The 19,132-nt window shown below is 39.5% G+C and carries 24 protein-coding genes and 1 pseudogene; 22 read left to right on the forward strand and 3 right to left on the reverse strand.

Annotated elements, in window-relative coordinates:
- The first annotated feature begins 62 nt into the window (after positions 1 to 62).
- The 11 genes and pseudogenes from PN838_RS26325 to PN838_RS11200 all read left to right on the forward strand — a co-directional run bounded on the left by PN838_RS26325 (position 63) and on the right by PN838_RS11200 (position 10,547).
- A complete protein-coding gene (locus PN838_RS26325; RefSeq protein WP_334313340.1) occupies positions 63 to 362 on the forward strand; it encodes a LysR family transcriptional regulator in 300 nt (99 codons plus the stop codon).
- A gap of 18 nt (positions 363 to 380) precedes the next feature.
- Entirely contained in the window at positions 381 to 986 is a 606-nt protein-coding gene (locus PN838_RS11155; protein ID WP_334313341.1) for a substrate-binding domain-containing protein, read from the forward strand.
- 183 nt (positions 987 to 1,169) lie between these two features.
- Positions 1,170 to 1,673: a YgjP-like metallopeptidase domain-containing protein gene (locus PN838_RS11160; protein WP_272180707.1), complete on the forward strand. Its 504-nt coding sequence runs from the start codon at positions 1,170 to 1,172 to the stop codon at positions 1,671 to 1,673.
- A pseudogene (locus tag PN838_RS11165) lies at positions 1,673 to 2,355 on the forward strand (pseudouridine synthase). The gene PN838_RS11160 and the pseudogene PN838_RS11165 overlap by 1 nt, the downstream one beginning before the upstream one ends.
- 391 nt (positions 2,356 to 2,746) lie before the next feature.
- Positions 2,747 to 3,340 (forward strand): type 2 periplasmic-binding domain-containing protein, encoded by a 594-nt coding sequence (locus tag PN838_RS11170; protein ID WP_272180708.1) that lies wholly within the window; start codon positions 2,747 to 2,749, stop codon positions 3,338 to 3,340.
- Between the two features lie 335 nt (positions 3,341 to 3,675).
- Positions 3,676 to 3,921 (forward strand): hypothetical protein, encoded by a 246-nt coding sequence (locus tag PN838_RS11175; RefSeq protein WP_272180709.1) that lies wholly within the window; start codon positions 3,676 to 3,678, stop codon positions 3,919 to 3,921.
- Positions 3,922 to 3,958: 37 nt separating this feature from the next.
- The gene (locus PN838_RS11180; protein WP_272180710.1) at positions 3,959 to 4,231 is read left to right on the forward strand and encodes a hypothetical protein; all 273 of its coding nucleotides are present in this window, start codon (positions 3,959 to 3,961) and stop codon (positions 4,229 to 4,231) included.
- Between the two features lie 23 nt (positions 4,232 to 4,254).
- The gene (locus PN838_RS11185; protein ID WP_272180711.1) at positions 4,255 to 4,863 is read left to right on the forward strand and encodes a hypothetical protein; all 609 of its coding nucleotides are present in this window, start codon (positions 4,255 to 4,257) and stop codon (positions 4,861 to 4,863) included.
- Between the two features lie 40 nt (positions 4,864 to 4,903).
- The gene (locus tag PN838_RS11190) at positions 4,904 to 6,481 is read left to right on the forward strand and encodes an FG-GAP repeat domain-containing protein (protein ID WP_272180712.1); all 1,578 of its coding nucleotides are present in this window, start codon (positions 4,904 to 4,906) and stop codon (positions 6,479 to 6,481) included.
- Positions 6,468 to 8,027 (forward strand): Ig-like domain-containing protein, encoded by a 1,560-nt coding sequence (locus PN838_RS11195; protein WP_272180713.1) that lies wholly within the window; start codon positions 6,468 to 6,470, stop codon positions 8,025 to 8,027. The genes PN838_RS11190 and PN838_RS11195 overlap by 14 nt, the downstream gene beginning before the upstream one ends.
- A gap of 381 nt (positions 8,028 to 8,408) precedes the next feature.
- Positions 8,409 to 10,547: a methyl-accepting chemotaxis protein gene (locus PN838_RS11200; RefSeq protein WP_215961828.1), complete on the forward strand. Its 2,139-nt coding sequence runs from the start codon at positions 8,409 to 8,411 to the stop codon at positions 10,545 to 10,547.
- 156 nt (positions 10,548 to 10,703) lie between these two features.
- Here the strand turns inward: PN838_RS11200 and PN838_RS11205 are convergent, their stop codons facing one another.
- Both PN838_RS11205 and PN838_RS11210 read right to left on the reverse strand, forming a co-directional pair.
- Positions 10,704 to 11,429 (reverse strand): siderophore-interacting protein, encoded by a 726-nt coding sequence (locus PN838_RS11205; RefSeq protein WP_272180714.1) that lies wholly within the window; start codon positions 11,427 to 11,429, stop codon positions 10,704 to 10,706.
- Between the two features lie 24 nt (positions 11,430 to 11,453).
- The gene (locus tag PN838_RS11210; RefSeq protein WP_502592185.1) at positions 11,454 to 11,759 is read right to left on the reverse strand and encodes a hypothetical protein; all 306 of its coding nucleotides are present in this window, start codon (positions 11,757 to 11,759) and stop codon (positions 11,454 to 11,456) included.
- Between the two features lie 258 nt (positions 11,760 to 12,017).
- Between PN838_RS11210 and PN838_RS11215 the strand changes: the two genes are divergently transcribed.
- From PN838_RS11215 to PN838_RS11240, 6 genes are all read left to right on the forward strand, one after another.
- Entirely contained in the window at positions 12,018 to 12,431 is a 414-nt protein-coding gene (locus tag PN838_RS11215) for a MarR family winged helix-turn-helix transcriptional regulator (protein ID WP_215961831.1), read from the forward strand.
- A gap of 279 nt (positions 12,432 to 12,710) precedes the next feature.
- Positions 12,711 to 13,808: a MipA/OmpV family protein gene (locus PN838_RS11220; protein WP_272180716.1), complete on the forward strand. Its 1,098-nt coding sequence runs from the start codon at positions 12,711 to 12,713 to the stop codon at positions 13,806 to 13,808.
- Positions 13,809 to 13,824: 16 nt separating this feature from the next.
- Complete coding sequence (locus PN838_RS11225; RefSeq protein ID WP_272180717.1) at positions 13,825 to 14,238, forward strand: DUF3019 domain-containing protein; 414 nt, start codon at positions 13,825 to 13,827, stop codon at positions 14,236 to 14,238.
- A gap of 46 nt (positions 14,239 to 14,284) precedes the next feature.
- Positions 14,285 to 15,022 (forward strand): winged helix-turn-helix domain-containing protein, encoded by a 738-nt coding sequence (locus PN838_RS11230; RefSeq protein WP_272180718.1) that lies wholly within the window; start codon positions 14,285 to 14,287, stop codon positions 15,020 to 15,022.
- Complete coding sequence (locus tag PN838_RS11235; protein WP_272180719.1) at positions 15,022 to 16,065, forward strand: histidine kinase dimerization/phospho-acceptor domain-containing protein; 1,044 nt, start codon at positions 15,022 to 15,024, stop codon at positions 16,063 to 16,065. The genes PN838_RS11230 and PN838_RS11235 overlap by 1 nt, the downstream gene beginning before the upstream one ends.
- On the forward strand, positions 16,050 to 16,316 hold the full coding sequence (locus PN838_RS11240) for a sensor histidine kinase (RefSeq protein WP_272180720.1): 267 nt from the start codon (positions 16,050 to 16,052) through the stop codon (positions 16,314 to 16,316). Before PN838_RS11235 ends, PN838_RS11240 begins: the two co-directional genes overlap by 16 nt.
- 173 nt (positions 16,317 to 16,489) lie before the next feature.
- Here the strand turns inward: PN838_RS11240 and PN838_RS11245 are convergent, their stop codons facing one another.
- Positions 16,490 to 16,756: an EF-hand domain-containing protein gene (locus PN838_RS11245; protein ID WP_215961836.1), complete on the reverse strand. Its 267-nt coding sequence runs from the start codon at positions 16,754 to 16,756 to the stop codon at positions 16,490 to 16,492.
- Positions 16,757 to 17,097: 341 nt separating this feature from the next.
- Between PN838_RS11245 and PN838_RS11250 the strand changes: the two genes are divergently transcribed.
- The 5 genes from PN838_RS11250 to PN838_RS11265 are packed head-to-tail and all read left to right on the forward strand — an operon-like array spanning position 17,098 to position 18,907.
- Entirely contained in the window at positions 17,098 to 17,559 is a 462-nt protein-coding gene (locus tag PN838_RS11250; RefSeq protein ID WP_272180721.1) for a hypothetical protein, read from the forward strand.
- Complete coding sequence (locus tag PN838_RS11255; protein ID WP_272180722.1) at positions 17,547 to 17,810, forward strand: hypothetical protein; 264 nt, start codon at positions 17,547 to 17,549, stop codon at positions 17,808 to 17,810. Before PN838_RS11250 ends, PN838_RS11255 begins: the two co-directional genes overlap by 13 nt.
- Positions 17,803 to 18,414: a sensor histidine kinase gene (locus tag PN838_RS11260; RefSeq protein WP_334313343.1), complete on the forward strand. Its 612-nt coding sequence runs from the start codon at positions 17,803 to 17,805 to the stop codon at positions 18,412 to 18,414. The genes PN838_RS11255 and PN838_RS11260 overlap by 8 nt, the downstream gene beginning before the upstream one ends.
- Positions 18,342 to 18,578 carry an ATP-binding protein gene (locus tag PN838_RS26330; protein WP_334313504.1) on the forward strand — a complete coding sequence of 79 codons (237 nt, stop codon included), beginning with the start codon at positions 18,342 to 18,344 and terminating at the stop codon, positions 18,576 to 18,578. Before PN838_RS11260 ends, PN838_RS26330 begins: the two co-directional genes overlap by 73 nt.
- Positions 18,578 to 18,907: a hypothetical protein gene (locus tag PN838_RS11265; RefSeq protein WP_272180723.1), complete on the forward strand. Its 330-nt coding sequence runs from the start codon at positions 18,578 to 18,580 to the stop codon at positions 18,905 to 18,907. The genes PN838_RS26330 and PN838_RS11265 overlap by 1 nt, the downstream gene beginning before the upstream one ends.
- The last annotated feature ends 225 nt before the right edge of the window (positions 18,908 to 19,132 follow it).

The following is a 19,132-nucleotide window of genomic DNA, read 5'->3' on the forward strand; positions in this document are numbered from 1 at the left end:
ATTATTTTTGCCTCAGGTTAAATACAAAACATTAAACCTTTAGTTTGATACCGGTAAAACTAATGCAAAATAGATCTATCCTCCCAAAACCACTTTCAGAATATGATTTGCGGCTATTGAGAATTTTTGTCGCTGTGGTTGAACACAATGGGTTTGCCGCGGCGGCAAACACCTTGGGCATCACGCGTTCGACAATAAGCATTCATATGTCTAACTTAGAAACTCGAATGAAACTAACCCTTTGTTTACGTGGCCGAGGTGGATTTTCGTTAACAGAAGATGGCCAAGTTATATACCGAGCCGTTATGGATTTGTTTGAATCTTTTGACGGTTTTTCACTGTTAGTTAATTCGTTAAGCTAGGAGCTTAGTGGCGAACTTGTGATCTTATGTGCAGATCAGTTAGATAATGCTAAGCAAACCAAACTCGCTGAGGTTATTCAAAAAGTCCATGAGCTGTCACCCAACCTTAATCTTGTTTTAGATGGCGATTCAATATCAGACGTAGAACGTGCATTACTCAAAGACAAAGCTCACATCGGTCTTATGCCGCGTTATCAACAAATTGAAGGATTAAATTACAAAGAAGTGTTTAGCGAAAAAATTTACTTATGTTGCAGCCATCAACATCCATTTTTTAATAAAACTGACAACGAAATTACCGAACAAGACTTAGCCAGCGCAGATGCGGTTCATCCTAGCATTGATATAGACCTTGAAGGTCGCACGCAACTTAAAAAGCTAAACTTGTCAGCTAAGGCATATCAATTTGATACGCGCAAGGCGATGATCATGTCCGGTTGTTATATCGGTTATTTGCCTCAAAGTTTTATCCAACAGGACCTTAACTTAGGGTTAATGCGGATAATTAAACCAAGTCAGTGCTTTTACCCTTTTAGCCTATTTATGGTCTCCAAGAAGAATCCAAGAGATAACCGTAAAGTGGAACTAATCACCAACATATTTAATCAAGTGTTTGATCCCTAATGGGTCCTTTAACCGTATATTAGAATGCCTATACTCAGTACGGTTAAAAGGCGTCATCGCAAGTAGTTATTGTGCATTACGAGAAACTAAAATCTGAGCTTCTAAGCTTTCATTTTTAATTAGCAGTAAGTCTCAGAACACGGTACGATCGGGTTTTCTGTTGTTATTAGTAATCAAAACATTATGTCATCACTTCCCTATTTAAATGGTTATCCGCCAAACTTGATTGATCAGATCGAGCGGCTAATTGATAACAACAAACTTGCGCAATATTTGTTTTCTCGTTACCCACAAAATCATGAGTTTAAAAACGATAAACAGTTACGTGAATACGTGCTTACAATTAAAGATAGATATCTTAAAAAATCAAACGCGATTAGCAAAATTCAATATGACAATAAACTGCATGTCGTAAAAAATGCTTTAGGAACTCATACTTATGTCTCTCGTATTCATGGGAGTAAGCTAAAAAGTAAAAACGAAATTAGGATCAGCTCCATATTTAAACTGGCCCCAGAGCCCTTTTTAAATATGATCACGGTACATGAATTAGCCCACGTAAAAGAGCTTGAACACAACAAAGCTTTTTATAAACTCTGCACCCATATGCTACCCAATTACCACCAACTAGAGTTTGATACGCGGGTTTATCTTACCTACCTTGAAACACAAAAAGGCGAAAATTAATGCAACCCCAAGCCGACCCGTTTATTGTTCCTAAGTGCCTAGAAGAGATTGCTGTGGTGTTTGAAGATGAACACTTAATCGTGATAAACAAACCCACAAAGCTACTGAGCTTGTCGGGGAAACACCCTTTGAACATAGATTCAGTTCACCATCGGATTTGTAAAGATTTCCCAACCGCGACACTTATTCACCGACTCGACTTTGGTACATCAGGTTTGATGTTGTTGGCCTTAAATAAAGACATCAACAAATTGTTATGTAAGCAATTTAGTGAACGTACCGTGGTTAAACACTATGAAGCCGTGCTCAATGGTAAGGTAAGTCAACTCGAAGGGGAAATTGATATTCCAATCACAAAAGACGTCGAAGGTTTTCCGTTACAAAAAGTATGTTATGACACCGGAAAAATAGCTAAAAGCCAATTTGAAGTGATTACTTTTAATGCCGCAAATAATACCACTACAGTTCGATTCAAACCGAGTACAGGTCGCACTCACCAACTTCGATTGCACGCCCTTAGTTTTGGTCATCCCATTATCGGTTGTGACTTATATGATAAAGAACAGTCCTTTTTAAAGCCGACCGACTCATGTTGCATGCAAGTTTTTTGCAATTTTTGCACCCAATAAGCGGTGACCCAATGACGTTTGAGTCTGACAGTGGTTTTGTATTTAATGATTAAAAGTGTTTCCACAACGACACCTTCCCCTCACAAACTCGGCGTTGAAACATTCTGGTGCATAACTACTTTCCATAATTCATTTTAAGGAAAACCAATTGAATTTGTCATCCCCCCTTAGTTTGTTAATGTCAAAATATGTCGTTGAAAGGACGTAGGTACCAAAGTGGAGTTCAAATATTTTTTCTTATGTTCTTCGAACTACGTGACTGAACTTAATCGCAAAACTAAAAAAGGAAAGTCGCTTAGTGTTACGTCTACTATCCTCATGCCTACTACTAATATTATGCTTTGACGCCGCGGCAAAACTACAAAAATACAACTCACTATACACCTACTACTCTAAGCCCCTTTTATTGTCGATGTTCAAAAAAAGCGGGATTGTTTTACGATTTTGCCCGGTATTTGTCGGAGAAAAATCCAAGGTGCTGTATTTAATGTTATTTACATACCGCGAAAAAGACTTGAACAGCAATTAAAAAATGGACAACTCGATGGGCCAATACTTGGTGTTAACCCGCTTTGGTTTAATGACAAGCATGAAACCAAATACCTTTGGACAGCGCCTATTTATAACGATATTGATGACTTTGTTTCATTAAAAACATCGCCATTTGAGTTTAAGGATATAACTTCGCTGTACAACAAAAGCTTCGCCGGCGTGTCGGGCCTTTATTATGTTGATTTAAATGAATTAGTTGCACGTGATAAATTGGACCGAGTAGACACTATTGGTGATCAACAAGTATTAACAATTGTCGAAAAAGGTTGGGTAGATTTAGGTGTGATTAGTCGTTCAACATACAACTATTTACTTAAACACAAAAAAATTGATAACAATTTTCACCTATCTACCATTCCCCATGAAAGCTTTGAACGTAGGGTACTCATCCCTCAAGATCAAAAAGTATGGCATGAGTTTTTGCAACCAATTCTACTGCGCTTACCCCACGATCCAAAATGGCAAAAAATACTAAGCCAATACTAAATACAGAATTTCAATTTGAACATGGACGTAAACCTGTTTGTAATCCATTTCCTATAAAAAACAACGACAATTTACATCCAACGAAAAACGTTTTAACGAAAACCAAACCAATTATTTTATGCGGCTATTAACCATATAAAAACGATTTCGTTGACTCAAATCCAATAAATCCCAAGCAGTTATTACCACTCTAAACCGCATTCTATTTAATGGTTTATTTCTACTGACTATTATTTTACTGACTATTATTTGACTTATTATTGTTAACAATTTACAGTTCACAAAACAAGCAATAAATCAGTTACGTAAATAATTGAAACAATAAGCAGGTAAATATGAAGACATTAATGGGGCAACAGCCTTTCAATAAATATTTGTGGCGAATACTAATTCTCACGGTAGCCGCAAATATCGTGGCGTGTTCAGCTAAAGATGACGATGACGTTAAAACTGAGCAACCCATTAAGTACGAAACTGGCGTTTTCATCGACTCACCCGTCGCCAACATTGATTATCAAACAGAAAATACCAACGGTAAAACAAACTCCTCTGGTGAGTTTCAATACCTGCCTTGGAGATAAAATCACATTTTATATTGATAATATCTCGCTTCCACAAGTGCCCGCTTCTAGCGTAATTACCCCAGTAGATATTGCTAAAGCCGCGAGCGATGACCTAGATACGCAATCCAGCATCGCGGTCAATATTGCGCGCTTATTGCAAACTTTAGATAACGATGGCAATCCTGACAACGGTATTGAAATCGAGCAAGACCTAGTCGCAGACTCTGCAATTGATTTTTCACTACAACAAGTGGCATTTGAAACTGCGTTTATTTCTGTGCTACCTGAAAAAACCTCGTCTCGGCAGAGGCCGCAATTACTCATATAGAGAAAGTACTTACAGATAGCGGCATGGATACTTCGGTTATCACCAATTTTCCACTAATTGATAATAATGGTGAAACTGGCAGTGGCGAAACTGGCGGTGGCGAAACTGGCGGTGGCGAAACTGGCGGCGGTGAAACTGGCGGAGCTGTAAGTTTAACTTCTCTGCCTAAAGTAATTACGAATACAAACGGCTTCTCACAGCAAGTTGAGCTTAATGGATCGCTGCAAAAGCTGGTCACTTTAGAGCTGGATATTGCGCAAAACTATGCAAGCTTAAGCTTATTTTCGGACGACTCATTGCTGATAGACAACATCGACATCCCGGCAGCAGGTTCACATACCTTGCAAGTTCTTGTCGAGCTTTCAAAAACGGGTCCACAAGAATTTAAATTTGTTGGCCGAACTTCAGACATCACCATTAATGCAGTGACAGTCACTGACATTTCACAACAAATGGCGAGCTTCACAGATATCTCTGAACAGATTGGTTTACAGACCGAAGATACATTTAAATATGGCGGACCTTCCATAGGTGATGTAAATAATGACGGGCATTATGACTTTGTAACCGCCAATCACAATTACATCCCCCACAACTCGTCACTAATAATGGTGATAATACGGTTACGATAAAACGCCTATTTCAGGAGCTCAAGATTTTCATGGTAACGCATTGGGTGATTATGATAACGATGGTGATCTGGACATAATGGTCGCGTTAGGTGGGGCAAATGGCACAAGCCCAACGTCATATGCTTTGTTGCAAAACAACAATGGTGTATTTGAAAACGTTGCAGTAGAAGTTGGGATCAATACGCCAGCACGCGGACGAGCGCCTCGATGGGTCGATTTTGACTTAGACGGTGATCTTGACGTGATGCTTGCTAATGCAAAAACACCAAACAACGACGGTCCAATCCAGCTATTTTACCGCAACATGGGTGATGGTACGTTTACCCAAGCACGGGTACCTGGTGTTGAAAGTCAAAATTCTGAACGTGTGTTGATCACAGATGTAAATGGTGACCAAATAGACGACCTAGTGATGTATTCGCCATTATCTATTTGGCAAGGCAACGGTAATTTCACGTTTACCAATGTGACCAATACACTTCTACCGGAGGAACTTCGCAATGTTTGGGGCATTAATGCAATAACCGATGTTGATGTGGATAACGATGGAAACTTAGATCTTTATTTAGCCTTTGGTAAAACACATTATCAGTTATCCAGAAAGTCTATCGACTTCAACCCAACCAACGGCGAGCTGAATATTCATGATGATGGTGAAAAAGGCACAACGTTAATCGACTTTACCGCACAAGGTGCGGTCACACTTTCCGATCTTGGTTTAACCTACCGTCAATGGAATGGTGATTATCCGATCTTTTTAGGCCAAGATAAAACACGTCATGTTGTCAAAGCTGAAGGCTTCCAACCTAATCAGCTACCCGCCGAAATGCTAAATGCCGACGAAACGCTAACAATTAACCAAGACGACGCGACTGGTTGGGCCGAAGAGCGCTCAGTAAATGGTCTTTATATTGGCCATACAGGGGACGGCAACTGGAAAGCAGAATGGGTACGTGATCAAGATATTTATTGGAATGTATCATTCACCCTAACCAATTTAAGTGACGTCAGCTATGACTGGACACCAAACAACCGTAACGGCCAAGACTACTTACTGCTAAATCAAGGCGGCAAGTTTGTCGATGCTAGCGCAGATTGGAATATACCAAAAGGTGGTGATCACTGGGGCGTTACGCACGGTGATTTCAACAATGATGGTTGGAATGACCTATTTGTTTACCGCTATGGATTTTTGCAGGAACGTATTTCAGATCTCCTGCTATTGAACACAGGTGACAATAGTTTTGTCACGACCCATATGCACGGTGCGTTTGATATTACCGACAATGGACATGGCGACATGGGTCAAGCATTTGACTTCGATAAAGATGGTTCTGTCGATATGTTAAGTGGTAGCGAAGAAGGTGGTCATTGGTATTTGTGGCAAAACAAATCAATTAACGACAATAACTATTTACTTGTTGATGTCGGTTACAGTCCACTAAAAAATGTCGATTCTATGTCTGCGGAAATTATTGTGACTTTGGATTCAGATATTACCTATAAAAAACGTGTTGGATCAGCTGGCGAAGTATTTTCAGCGGGTGTTATTGATACCGTGCATTTTGGTCTAGGTAAAGCTTCTAACGTCAGTTCAGTCCAGAGTGAAATGGCGTAATGGCGAAACCGTATTCATAAACAATGTGACGGCAAATTCAATCATCTCGACTGACGATGCTGCAAATCCAATCCCAGTGGCGATAAACTTAGGCAGTACTGAAATTAAGTTACGTCAAGGTTCAGATATTTCTCTGGAGCCGGTTTTTACGCCATTAAATGCTAAGCCAGATTTAGTTTGGTCGTCTAGCGATGCCGCAATAGCAACCGTCGATGCACAGGGTATTGTAAGCGGGCTTGCTGTAGGTGACGTAACCATTACAGCCACATCGAACCTAGACACTACGGTTTTTGCTGCAGTAACGGTAAAAGTCGGTGAGTTTGAGGTTATTAAAGTTTCAGACGTCAAAATTTCGGGTGATGAACAAGCATTTTATGTTGCTCAACAAACCCAGTTAACTGTCGCCACTGCGCCTAGCGACGCGGATAACTCAGCTGTCACATGGAGCAGCAGTAATGAAACCGTAGCGACTATCGATGCAGCTGGCCTTGTTTCAAACCTTTCTGTTGGCAGCACTAAAATAACAGCGACAGCAGATGACAGTAAAGATGCCACTTTAGTTTCTGATTCTGTAGATATAACCGTTGAAACGCTTTTAGCGCAATCCATCGAATTTGACGATGACAGCAAATACACCACAGAACTTCCTGTAGATATTCTCTTAGATGTTACCGTAAATTATCACGCTGGGTCAGGACAAACCGTTAGTGACGCCGGTATAACATTTTACGTAAGAGAGCTTAATTCAGCTTGGGTTCCTGTTAATGACCTCATACTGACTGATCTAACCTCTGTAGGAACGGAGTCGGGAACAGCCACCAACTCGTTTGATTTGATTGACCTTAAGCTCACCTCTGAACTAGACGCTGGAAACTTCTATTTCCTGTTCGTTAAATTTTCTAACGACAAAGGCGAAAGTGTAAACAAGGGAATATCACCGTTAAACATTGTTGCCGCTAGTGGCACAAACACTGGTGGCAGTGGTGGCAGTAGCAGCAGTGGTAACGGTAATAGCAGCACTGCAGGCGATGTTTGCACCGACTCTGATAACCTATTGAGTTGCGGTAATTTTAATGGTGAAGAAGCCGATACAAGTGAATGGTATAGCTATGCTAGGGATAACTACACTACTGACCTTTCTAATGAAATTTCAGTTAGCACCGAACAAGCAAATGGGGGCAACAGTAGCATCAAATTTGCATTTAATGACGCAGGTACAGAGCAACATATCATTTTAAAAGGCGTGAAATTTGAGGTACCTAGCGCTGGAGAGTATCAATTTAGTGCCGACGTTTTAGGGACTAACTTATCAACCGGAAGTGACTACATTATTGAAATTTCAATTCGACTTGAAAGCACACCAGAAGCAGCTGAGACATACAAACTCTGGCATAAAAAGTCAGCTGATGTTTGGCATACGTTATCTACAACACAAACATTACCAGTAGGCGAATATATTGTTGGATTCAAAGTATTCAGCCCGGGATTTGCAAATACATTAACGCTTGATTACTACTTTGATAATTTAACGATTAAAAAGTTATAGCAATAATTTAACCCATATAAGTCAGATTTTGCGCCGTGGATTTACCTAAAAATAGAGCCTTGTCACTGAATCTGACTTTTACATTTTAAATATAATCAAACTCCACTTTTGTCGTTATTTAACTTCACTTTTCATGTAGACCACTCTACAAATTCCATACAAACATAGCACCAACAAAGTGCAAAAGCCCCACAAGAGGGCAATTGCGTTTGAAATAATTAATTACAAAAACACATAAGAGGGGTTAATCTTACATTTCACCTACAATCTTAATAAAATATTCTAATTTCCCCTTAAAACAAACAAAATCCATTAACCTGCAACTGTGGTTAACATCTTGCTTTGTCTTACTCACAAAATATATTACAGCGGAGTAATAGTGTGCGTAGCTCTTCAATGGCCTTGAGCCCTTCTGAACAATCTTGGCTCCCATGGTTTGGTGAAAATGGCAAACTTTCACTTGGGTTGTCTTGTTATCTAAATAATCAGCATTATGGATTTATTGAAAAAACTTTCGAAGGAATAGCAACAACACGTCTAGAATTACTGCGCGATTGGACTGAAAACCAATGGCATAGCCTACAAAACATTGCTGATGAAATTCGTAACTTAACCACTAAAGAGGTATCTGACGCATTAAATGCAAAATTAAAACAATCCTCTGACATGTCAGAATTGTTTGTCATAGACCAACAAGGTACGGTACTTTCGTCCTCTTATACTAACCAAATAGGGGTAAGAGTCGCAGAGGGAAGAGTACTCAAAGAAGCTTTTTCTGAACCTTTTCTGCATGGGCCATACGTTGACCAAACAACCTTGAAACTAGGAAACACATCATCTAAGTTCCATGATGCCGTTACTTTAATGTTTTACCTGCCTTTAACCTTAAATAACAACCAAAAAATATGCCTTTGCGGCCGTGTCCCAAACGATGTTCTAGGTGATTTAATTCAGCGTGAAGCTGGGCACATTTATCAAGATTCCGGCGATAACTACTTGTTTATGGTGAACTCTAAGTTCGATTCATCGATAAAAACAGGGACCGCATTGTCTCGTTCTCGCTTTGAAGATCGCACCTTCTCGCTTGGTGACAACCTAAAAGATGGCGTTAAAACAGAATGGGGCGTTGTAAGAGTTCAACACCATACTGAGCTCGAGTTGAGGTTTACCGACCCAGCTACTGGTCAACTTCATCCGGGTGTTAGGGAGACCATTAAAAATGGTCAAAACTTATTTGTCACTTATCCTGGATATTCTGACTACCGCCATATCCCCGTTATTGGTAAAGGACTCACCTTCTCGTTACCCGGTTCAAGAGATACATGGGGCATGATGTGTGAAGGTGATTTGGAAGAGGTTTATCGCCGCCGATCACTAAGTCTAAATCTATTAAAGCTACAGGTTAGTTCTAATATAGTGGTCGCGGCATCTGCACCTATTTGCCACGAACTACTGGGGATGAGTTGGCTAATGTCGGGACTGGCAACACTAGGATTGATTGTTATCAGTGGCAAAATATTTAGTAATTTAGGGACCTCAAAAGTCGCTAAACGACTGCAAAAAATGACCGACGTAATAAGAGGGATCGCGGAAGGCGGCGGTAACTTAAAGCAACGTTTGAAAGTTTCAGTATTACCTAATGATGAAACCGGCCAACTTGGCCGTTGGGTAAATAGTTTTATCGACAGCTTAGACAGCACGGTAGGTAAGGTTATCCAAGTCTCAGATGAAGTTAAAGAAGCCAAAACAGTATTAATACAAAAACAAGATGAATTTAGCCTTAATGCCAATCAAGTGTTGCAAGAGATGCAACAACTCTTAGATCAACTTGAAATGCAACTGGGCAATATTCAAAATGCCACACAGGAAGTAGTGCAAATTCGCTCAGGACTTGAGTCTGCGGCGGAGCAAAGTGTAAATCAATTTAAAACAGTGCAGACCCAAACTGATGAAATAAGAGGGTCTATAGAGCAATCTACGTCTACAATTCAGGATTTAAACAACCATGCAAATAATGTTGGGTCCGTTGTTGGCATGATCAGCCAAGTCGCCGATCAAACAAACTTACTGGCATTAAATGCGGCTATAGAGGCTGCCCGAGCTGGCGAACAGGGTCGTGGTTTTGCGGTCGTTGCAGATGAAGTTAGAAACTTAGCCAGAAGAACCGGCGAAGCGACTGCTGAAATAAGCATATTGGTAACCAACATTCAGGAAAATGCCAAACACGCCGTTACGGTAATGGAAGATGGTGTCGCTGGTATTGAGCAAGGGCTGTTGTCAACTGAAGAAACACTAACCGATGACCAAGGGTTAGGCAGCACAGTGGCTCACATGTTATCGACATTATCTGACATAAACCAAAAAGGCACCGAACAGCTTGAAAGTGCAAAACAGGTGGCCGATATTACATCGTCTTTGCAAGCTTCATTGTCGGAAGTCAAAGTGAGTACAAGCTCAGTTGACGTCAGTGCTGTACGACTTGAACGTCTGATGTCACGATTCCAAGTGTCAGAAAACTAACCACAAAGCATGTTAACAACTTAAAAGAAAAAGCTTAGTAAGCAGCAGTAATTGATCTACTTCACTGTTGCTTACTGATACTTTAACACCTTGATGTAAATACTAAAAAAGCTTCACCTTCATTGTTTTTACAGCAAGGTGTTTCAACCTCCCCTGCTAGCGTTTCTGATTCCAGTAAGCACTCGCATATAACTTTGATTTATCGTATTGGCAATGTGAATTCAAATGCCCTTTTAATTGCTTAACAACACTGGCTTCCGCTGCGATAAAAATTGCCGTTTCTCGCAGGTTCTTAGCACATAATTTCAGCCCAGTTAAAAACTCGTCAGTTAACTTATTGGCGGTAACTAACCAGTGGATATCTATCCCCGGGGGTGCTGAAAACTGTTGAATATCGGCTTGCTCTGGCACCTGAATATAAGCGTGTCCTGTTGCATTTTTAGGTAACATTTCTAAAGTCGCCGCGATTGCTGGTAAAGCGGTTATGTCGCCAAAAAATAAATGTTGCTGTGCAGCTAAATCGGCATGTTTAATATCTCCGGGACCAGCGATGCCAAGAAAATCACCCACTTTGGCGTTAAGGGCCCAATTGCTTGCTAACCCTTGATGATCATTTACTGCAAAGTCGATAGTTAATGACCGGCTTACCTTGTCAAACGATCTAATAGTGTAAGAGCGCATCCACTTTTTAAAGCCGATATACATGCCAAGTCTAGGTTTATTTGTACCTGAATTGGGATCTGGAAAAATGGCTTTAACATGAGCGCTTTCTTTCCCTTCAGGAAAGTCAGCGAGCGCATCTCCGGTTAACACAATTCGTTTCATATGTGGTGATAATTGACTTACTGACAAAACTTCAGTCATTCGCATTTTTGGGCCCATAATTATTTCCTCCGATACTTTAGGTTATGCTGTTGCTTCGTTTGCCAACATTTTTTCAATACGAGGTTTAATGACTAATGTCATTAAACAAGAGAATGTCAGTCCCACTGGTAATGCATAAACCAAACTGTTAAAAAACATTCCAACAAACTGAGTGAGCGAAGCGTAATTGTGACCACTGATTATGGTCACAACAGCCATGATGGATTCCATTATCAACGCCATAAAAGCACCTTGTAATAGGTTTTTCTGAACAACTGACCAGGTTGGTAAATATAGGTTTATTAATTTACTTAGGACCGTAAATATTGTCGCGCCAATAGGCAACATTACCAGTAAAGCAAAAATGAAAGAGCTAACCCAAGTACTTAGAAAGGGTTGAGATGGTTGAAGGTTGGCCAAAGTCATAATAGCCGTTATAGTGCCGACCAATATCGACATAACAGAAAGCATAATAAGTATTTTTTAAATTTGGGTTGCATAACAACACTCCACAAAATATAGTTGACAAGGTCTACTATATTTTAATTGGTTGACCTTATCAACTACTTTTTTTAATAAATACTATTTGTATTGCTTTGGGGATCTATGGAATTAAGTGAAGCTATTTTTAATTTAGTACATTCGGTGCGTAATAATATCAAACATGAGTTAAACCAATTGGACTCTGGTTTATCACCTATGCATTTTAAATCACTAAAAGTGATTTCTATGATTGATGATTGTACTGGCCAAAAATTGGCTGACTTTATGGGCCGTGATAAAGCACAAATCAACCGCTTAGTTAAAGAATTAGTCAATCAAGAATTAATCACAAAAGAAGAGAATAAAAATGACAAACGAAGTCAATTTTTAGTCTTATCTACCAAGGCATTAGAGCTTATGAGAATGTTCAAAAATTCTGAAAAACACGTATTTAATAAAATGATTGTCGGTATACCACCAGAGCAAATAGAGCATTTTATCGAGTTAACGAAAAAACTTAAAAACAATCTAGATTAAGGCGCATAACGGACAAAATTCATTTGTTATTACCGCCTTAGACAGTTCTAATTTTCAAAATAGGAGTACCTATTTGAACGATGTTGCAAACATTCTTAACAGCCACTCCGTTATCTTTTGTTCTGTTACTCCTCAAAAAATCTGTACTATTTACAATTAGAAACACCCCACCGCAAGCAAATACAATTCGATACAATTTTTACATAAACCGATACGCCTTTTTGCTATGCTGTGCATTAAGATCCTTGTCATCTAGTCAAAACAAGTTGTATGTAAATTATGGAAAACACTAATAAATCGGCTCCAAACTCAATGTTAAATACGGTTGTTCTAACTTCATTTTTAGCGTTCTCAGCGGGCAGTTTTGCCGAAGACGAAAGCAATAAAGACAAAGAAATTAAGACGGAGTTAACTGAAGTCGAAAACAATAAAGACAAAGAAATTGAGGCGGAGTTAACTGAAGTCGAAAAAGCTAGCCAAGAGCGATTACACGACAAAAAAGGCCGAGGCCGCTATAAAAAGGTAACGATAAGTGAAGATAAAAGTTACTACACAATAGATGGCAAAGAAGAACTTGGTCCAAATCCAGTCGATGGCGAAACATTTTTTGTAAAATACAGTCGTGAAAAGTACGAATATTGGGGAGAATATGACGATGATGGGATCAATTACCGGATCAGAAACTTCAATGACCGCGACGGTTTCTATTTAGCATACAGTGCAGTCAGCAGTTCTGGTGATGACTTTTACCAGTCAGGTGACCAAAGTAATGCCTCATTTGATACTCACTTTAGTTACAGAATTCAATTTTTAAGTCTGTTTGTTGAGTCTCCAGGATTGAACTCGCGTCGTCTGCATGGTTTATATGCCAGTAATGCCTTGGGGATTAATTTCTACAATAATGACAATTGGTCATTTGATATCTACAAGCAAACAAATACCAAAAAAGTTGAAGGTTTAGCGGAGATCCAAAACCGAAACGAAGGTAAGCGAGCAGGTATCAGAGCCACCGGATATTTCGACAATAGCCAACTGCAATTCATCTACAGCCCTTATAGTTCATCGGGCCCTAAAGAAGATGGTATTGAAGCATCTTTGTCCTACACACATTACTGGCAAGTTAAAAACTGGAATATTTACGGTAGCATCGGTGCTCAATATCAATCGGAAGAAGTAGCCGATTTTTATTACCCAGACGCTAGCACAGACCAAAGTAGGGTTAATACATCCGCAGAGCTAGGTTTAGAATACGCACTGAATGAACATTGGGTTTTGGGTGGATTTGCATCATATAACGAATTGCCAAGTCAGCTATCGGATATTCAAGATGCGACAACAGGTTCTCGTGCAGGACTACTTCTCACCTTTGTTTTTTAAGGTGAGAAGCGAAATCATGCGATTCACATTTAATCATGCTGTAAACAGGTTAATATTAGGAAAGCTCAGTTTATTACTGACCATATTCACTATGTCACCTGCGAATGCGGCAAACGAAACGTTAACCATTACGCCAGATCAATGCGTTGCATTAACACAGGGTCAACGGTGTTATGTCGACGCGACCTTAACGTGGACGTCTCCAACAGTTGGCAACTATTGTTTATATTCTTCCCAGCAAGTCAAACCTTTGACCTGCTGGCAACTGAAAAATAGTGGCCAATTTAGTCGAGAATTTGCCGATGACAAAAATATTATATTTACTCTAAAAATTGAGAACGAAGCGGCAGAAATCGCAACGCAGCAACTCAAAATAACATGGGTACATCAAAAACGCGGACAACCACGAATGTGGTGGCGAATATTCTAACTATAAGAGTCAACCATGACAATAAGCCAAAAACGAGAGATGTTGCATGACAGATAATTTCAAGCCCCACATACTGTTAGTCGAAGATGACAAAGCGCTTGCGGAGTGGATATGTGATTATTTGCGATTGCGACATTTTGATGTAACACATACAACTCGGGGAGATGATGCAGTTGAGCTAATTAACGATATCAACCCAGATGTTGTTTTGCTCGACGGCATGTTACCTGGACTCGATGGTTTGGATGTCTGCAAACAAGTGCGCCCACATTTTAGTAACGGGATCATAATGATCACCGCCAGAGACGAAGAAGTTGACGAAGTACTTGGTCTGGAAATGGGCGCCGATGATTTTTTAGTAAAACCTATCCGAGCAAGGGCATTACTCACACGCATTAACCTAATATTGAAGCGTCAACAACAACTCAAAAATCTAAACCTAAACCAAGAAACTCAACATGATACCCAAGCCTCTTCTGAACTGTCATTTGGTTCATTGACCGTTAATCAAGCAACGCAAGTCGTAAGCCTAGGCGGGCAAATTCTAAAAGTGTCTTCAAAAGAATTCGAATTGCTGTGGGTATTAGCAAAACATGCTGGGGAAGTGATCAGCAGAGAGCGATTAGTCACCGAGTTGCGAGGTTTTGATTACGACGGGTTTGACCGCTCCATCGATATACGTATTTCCAAATTGCGGAAAAAGTTACTTGATGACGCCAGTAATCCATTTCGGATAAAAACTGTTTGGGGTAAAGGTTACTTATTTGTTAAGGACGCTTGGTAATGCGGATATTAATTGTCTCATTAATCACGTCGGTTTTTGTTGCTACGGTGAGCCTAGGTTGGTTATTCGACTACTTATATAATCAATATGTACAAGACGATACAAAAACACCAGTGAGCAGTATTACCGCCATTGAACAATTTGGTTCTGATCTGCAATCCATGCTAATAAACGGTCAGCATTCGCAACAAGCATTAGTGTCATTAATTTCACAATGGCCAGACACAGGTAACTATAAGCTGTCACTCATGCCAATTCACAGTTTGTCTTTACCTAAAAAGCTCAGGCAACAACTTATTGCGGGTGAACCTCTCACCCTTGCAAGTGAAGACGACATCGCCATTTATTATTACCTAACCAACAATCAGCAATTATTAGTGCTCACTAGCCCTTTGATGAACCAACAAACGCCAACGTCGTTAAATCGTTATGTTTTTACTGGCTTATTTTATTTATGTTTATTGCTACTCATGTTGCTTTGGCTTTACCCACTGATTAACCGCCTTTTGGCATTAAGGCAGATGGCAAAAGCATTTGGCCAAGGGAAGTTAGAACAGCGTGTAAACGTAGGCTCGATTTCATACATTCGAGATTTAGAAATCGAGTTTAACCACATGGCCCAGCGCATAAGCGACCTAGTTGGTGATGTGAAATTATTAAGCAGTGCCGTATCACATGACTTACGAACCCCTTTAGCCACCATACGTTTTGGCATGGATACGCTGCAGGAAGAAGACGATCCTGAACTTCGTAAAAAGTTTGAGCAGCGGATCAGTGACAACGTTGATGAAATGATTGAATTGGTCGAGATTTTACTTAATTATGCCCGTCTCGATCAAAGCTTAGTTACTGTTGATAAAGCAACAATAAAGCTAACACCCGTCTTAGAACAGATTATAAACAATCAACATAACCCACAAATTCAATTTGTCTTAAAACATCCGCACAACAACGATATAACGGTTTATGCCGACAACAAATACTTGTCTATGTTGCTTAAAAACCTAATTAAGAATGCCACACAACATTGCCAAAAAAGGTAACGATAACCATCGAAGATAGTGCAGAACAAGTGTTAATTGTTGTCAGTGATGACGGTGCAGGAATTGAGGAATCCCAACGCGAACAGATCATCAAACCTTTTGTTAGAGGTAAAGCCGAACACAAAGGTTATGGCATCGGCTTGGCAATAGTCCAACGTATTTTACATTGGCATAACGGCACTTTAACAATTGGTAATGATGACGAACTCGGCGGTGCCAAGTTCAGTATTTCTTTGCCAAAGCAAGGTTAATCCTTCCTAAAAACACGTGTGTTATCCAGTGTTATAAGCTTATTTGGATTTGCCCAAACAGCATGGTCAGCACGCATACAAAAAGCCAGCTTAAGACTTTTTGTCAGCTGGCTTTCTCAAATATGGATCAATCACAATTAACCCGTTTGGCGATGTATCATCGCTTAAGCGTATTAAAGAGCGGCTAATTCTTCCGCACTTAATTGACCGTCTTTGTTTGCATCAAGAGAATCAAAGTTAGAGATAAGTTCGCTGATGTTACTAGCTGATGCTTCCGATTTACTTAATTGACCATCACCGTCAGTATCATATTGACTAATTAAATCACCTTGGTCTTTTTCTACTGCAGACTCAAGGTCACTTGCGGTTGCCGTCGCAGCAGCAAAAGCAGTGAATACAGCAAAAATTTCTACTAAAGTTACTTTATTTAATTTCAACATTGTAAATTCCTTATTATTAAAAGTTTATGCAGTAGTAAATCTACTTACGACTGGTATATTGCACCAGACGTGCCAATATGTAAGTTATTGTTTTTAATAGGTTATTCACAAACCACTCCGCTTTACCTGTCGCCAAATAGCAACAGTAATAATTATTAAAAATAGATTTTTTACTCTAAACTGCGATAATCAAAAAACATTATTAATAAAACCAATAACTTAAGTTAACACTAAGACTGAAATTTGACTGTCGCCATTCGAAGACACGATTGTTTATGACGTTAAAACAAGGTTAAATCGTTATGGGAATTAATAGGTAATAAAGCGAGATGAACAGATAAATGCATAAATGGTTGCAGCGCGTATCCAACATTAACATTTCAATTAAAACGCTCACTTTACTTGGTTTTAGCTTAGTTGCTTTACCTTTAGTGTTTGCGTTCTTATATAGTGCCAAACAAGTGAATAACTTGTCTCAGCAAGGCACCTCAGCAATTTTTAATGTGGCCGAATTAGTTGAACGAAATCGAAAGGTCAGCCATGTGCAATCTAGGCTAGAGCGATTTGCTGGACAATATGCAGTATTAAAAGACGACGATTTACTAGACAGCTTTAAACAACAATGCCAATTACTAGAGTCCACACTGAGTTCTAGTTTCAATAGTTATAAAGACAAGGCGCTTATTAAAGTGATCCAATCCTATTTGTGGCAACTAAAAAAATTAGAGACCTCCTCGCCAAACCACACGCTTTACTTCAACTTGAGGATGTTCAAGTTGAGTTCCGTACTTTGGGCAAGTTAAATCAGCAACTCGCTTTGCGATCTAATCAGTTAGTAAATAACCAAGCCCACAAAATGATGCGTTCGGCAGCTCGCATAGAACAAACGATGTTTTTGAGTTTGTATACGATCCCAATCACTTTAATCATCGCCGTCATTTTTATTACTCTTATCATTCAGCCTTTAAAAAGGTTGCAGTCGCAGATAAAAAGATTAGAACAGGGTAATTTTAAACAACCAAATTACCCTGCGGGGCTCAACGGAGATGGTTGAAATTGCTGAAGCTTTAGAATTAATGCGATGTCGGTTGCATGAATTGGAGTTACAAAAGTCGAGTTTTATTCGCCATATTTCACACGAACTTAAAACACCGCTGGCGGCGATCCGAGAAGGTACAGAGCTCATTTACGACAATAGCGTGGGTGAGCTTAATCAAGCCCAACAAGAGATCACCGATATCATTCGACTCAGCGTGTCACGCCTACAGATGTTAATTGAAGACTTGTTGGATTTTAATATTGTACTAGATTCCACCAGTTTACAGGACACCCAGTTTGTCGATATTAACAAGCTCGTTGAAGAGTGCCTTGAATTGAGGCGACTGGACATTAATCGCAAAAAACTGACTGTTCAAACCCAAATAAATAGCGTCGCTCTGCAATGTAACAGCAAACAACTAAATGTGGTGGTCGATAACCTGCTATCCAACGCAATTAAGTTTTCGCCTTCTAACGGAGTGATTAAAATCAAAGCCTCGAACGAAGAAGATAGACTTGTCTTCAGTATGACAGACCAAGGCCCCGGATCCCGACGACCGCATTTGATGACGTATTCACCGCTTTCTACCAAGGCCCGACAAAACATAATAGCCCAATAAAAAGCAGCGGTTTAGGTTTAACGATAGTGAAAGAGTTACTAATGAGATTAAATGGCAATATCACTATTAATAGCGATACTGCATCCCCAAGTTTCACCCAATTTGTTATTCAATTGCCATTAACTAGGCAGGTCAGTCAGCGGCAAATGGAAAGTAGGAAATAATGAATAAATCTAAAACATGGCTATCGCATCTCGCAATGTTGTTTGTAGTGAGTCAATTCATTGTGGGTTGTCATTTACTTAGCGACTTTAAAAGCCAACGCCCACACACGACAAAAACAATTAAAAACGACAACTTGGTAGATTATTACCTTTGGCTAAATAAATTAACAAATGAGCAACTTACCTCAGAGTACCAGCAGAATTTAAGGCTAGGTAAGGAGCAACAGCAGGCAAAATTAAAGTTAATGTTAATTCAAAGCTTATCTAAAAAGATTTTTATAATCCAAAACAGGCTTTGGCAGATTACAAAAAACGAACTGTATCGTTAACCGAGCAAGAGCAGTTACTTTTAGATTTGCTGGCTCGTCAATTACAAACACAAATTTCGCTTGATCAAGCATTAGCTGTAGCACAAAAAAACAGATGAAGGTAAATAAACAGCTGAAAAAACAAAAGGCTGCAATAGACTCTCTTAAAACTGAAAACCTATTATTGCAAAGTCAGATTGCACAATTGAAGCAAATCGAAAATTCCATCAACATTAACGGGCAATA

This window comes from Psychrosphaera algicola (assembly GCF_028401425.1).
GTDB lineage: Bacteria > Pseudomonadota > Gammaproteobacteria > Enterobacterales > Alteromonadaceae > Psychrosphaera > Psychrosphaera algicola.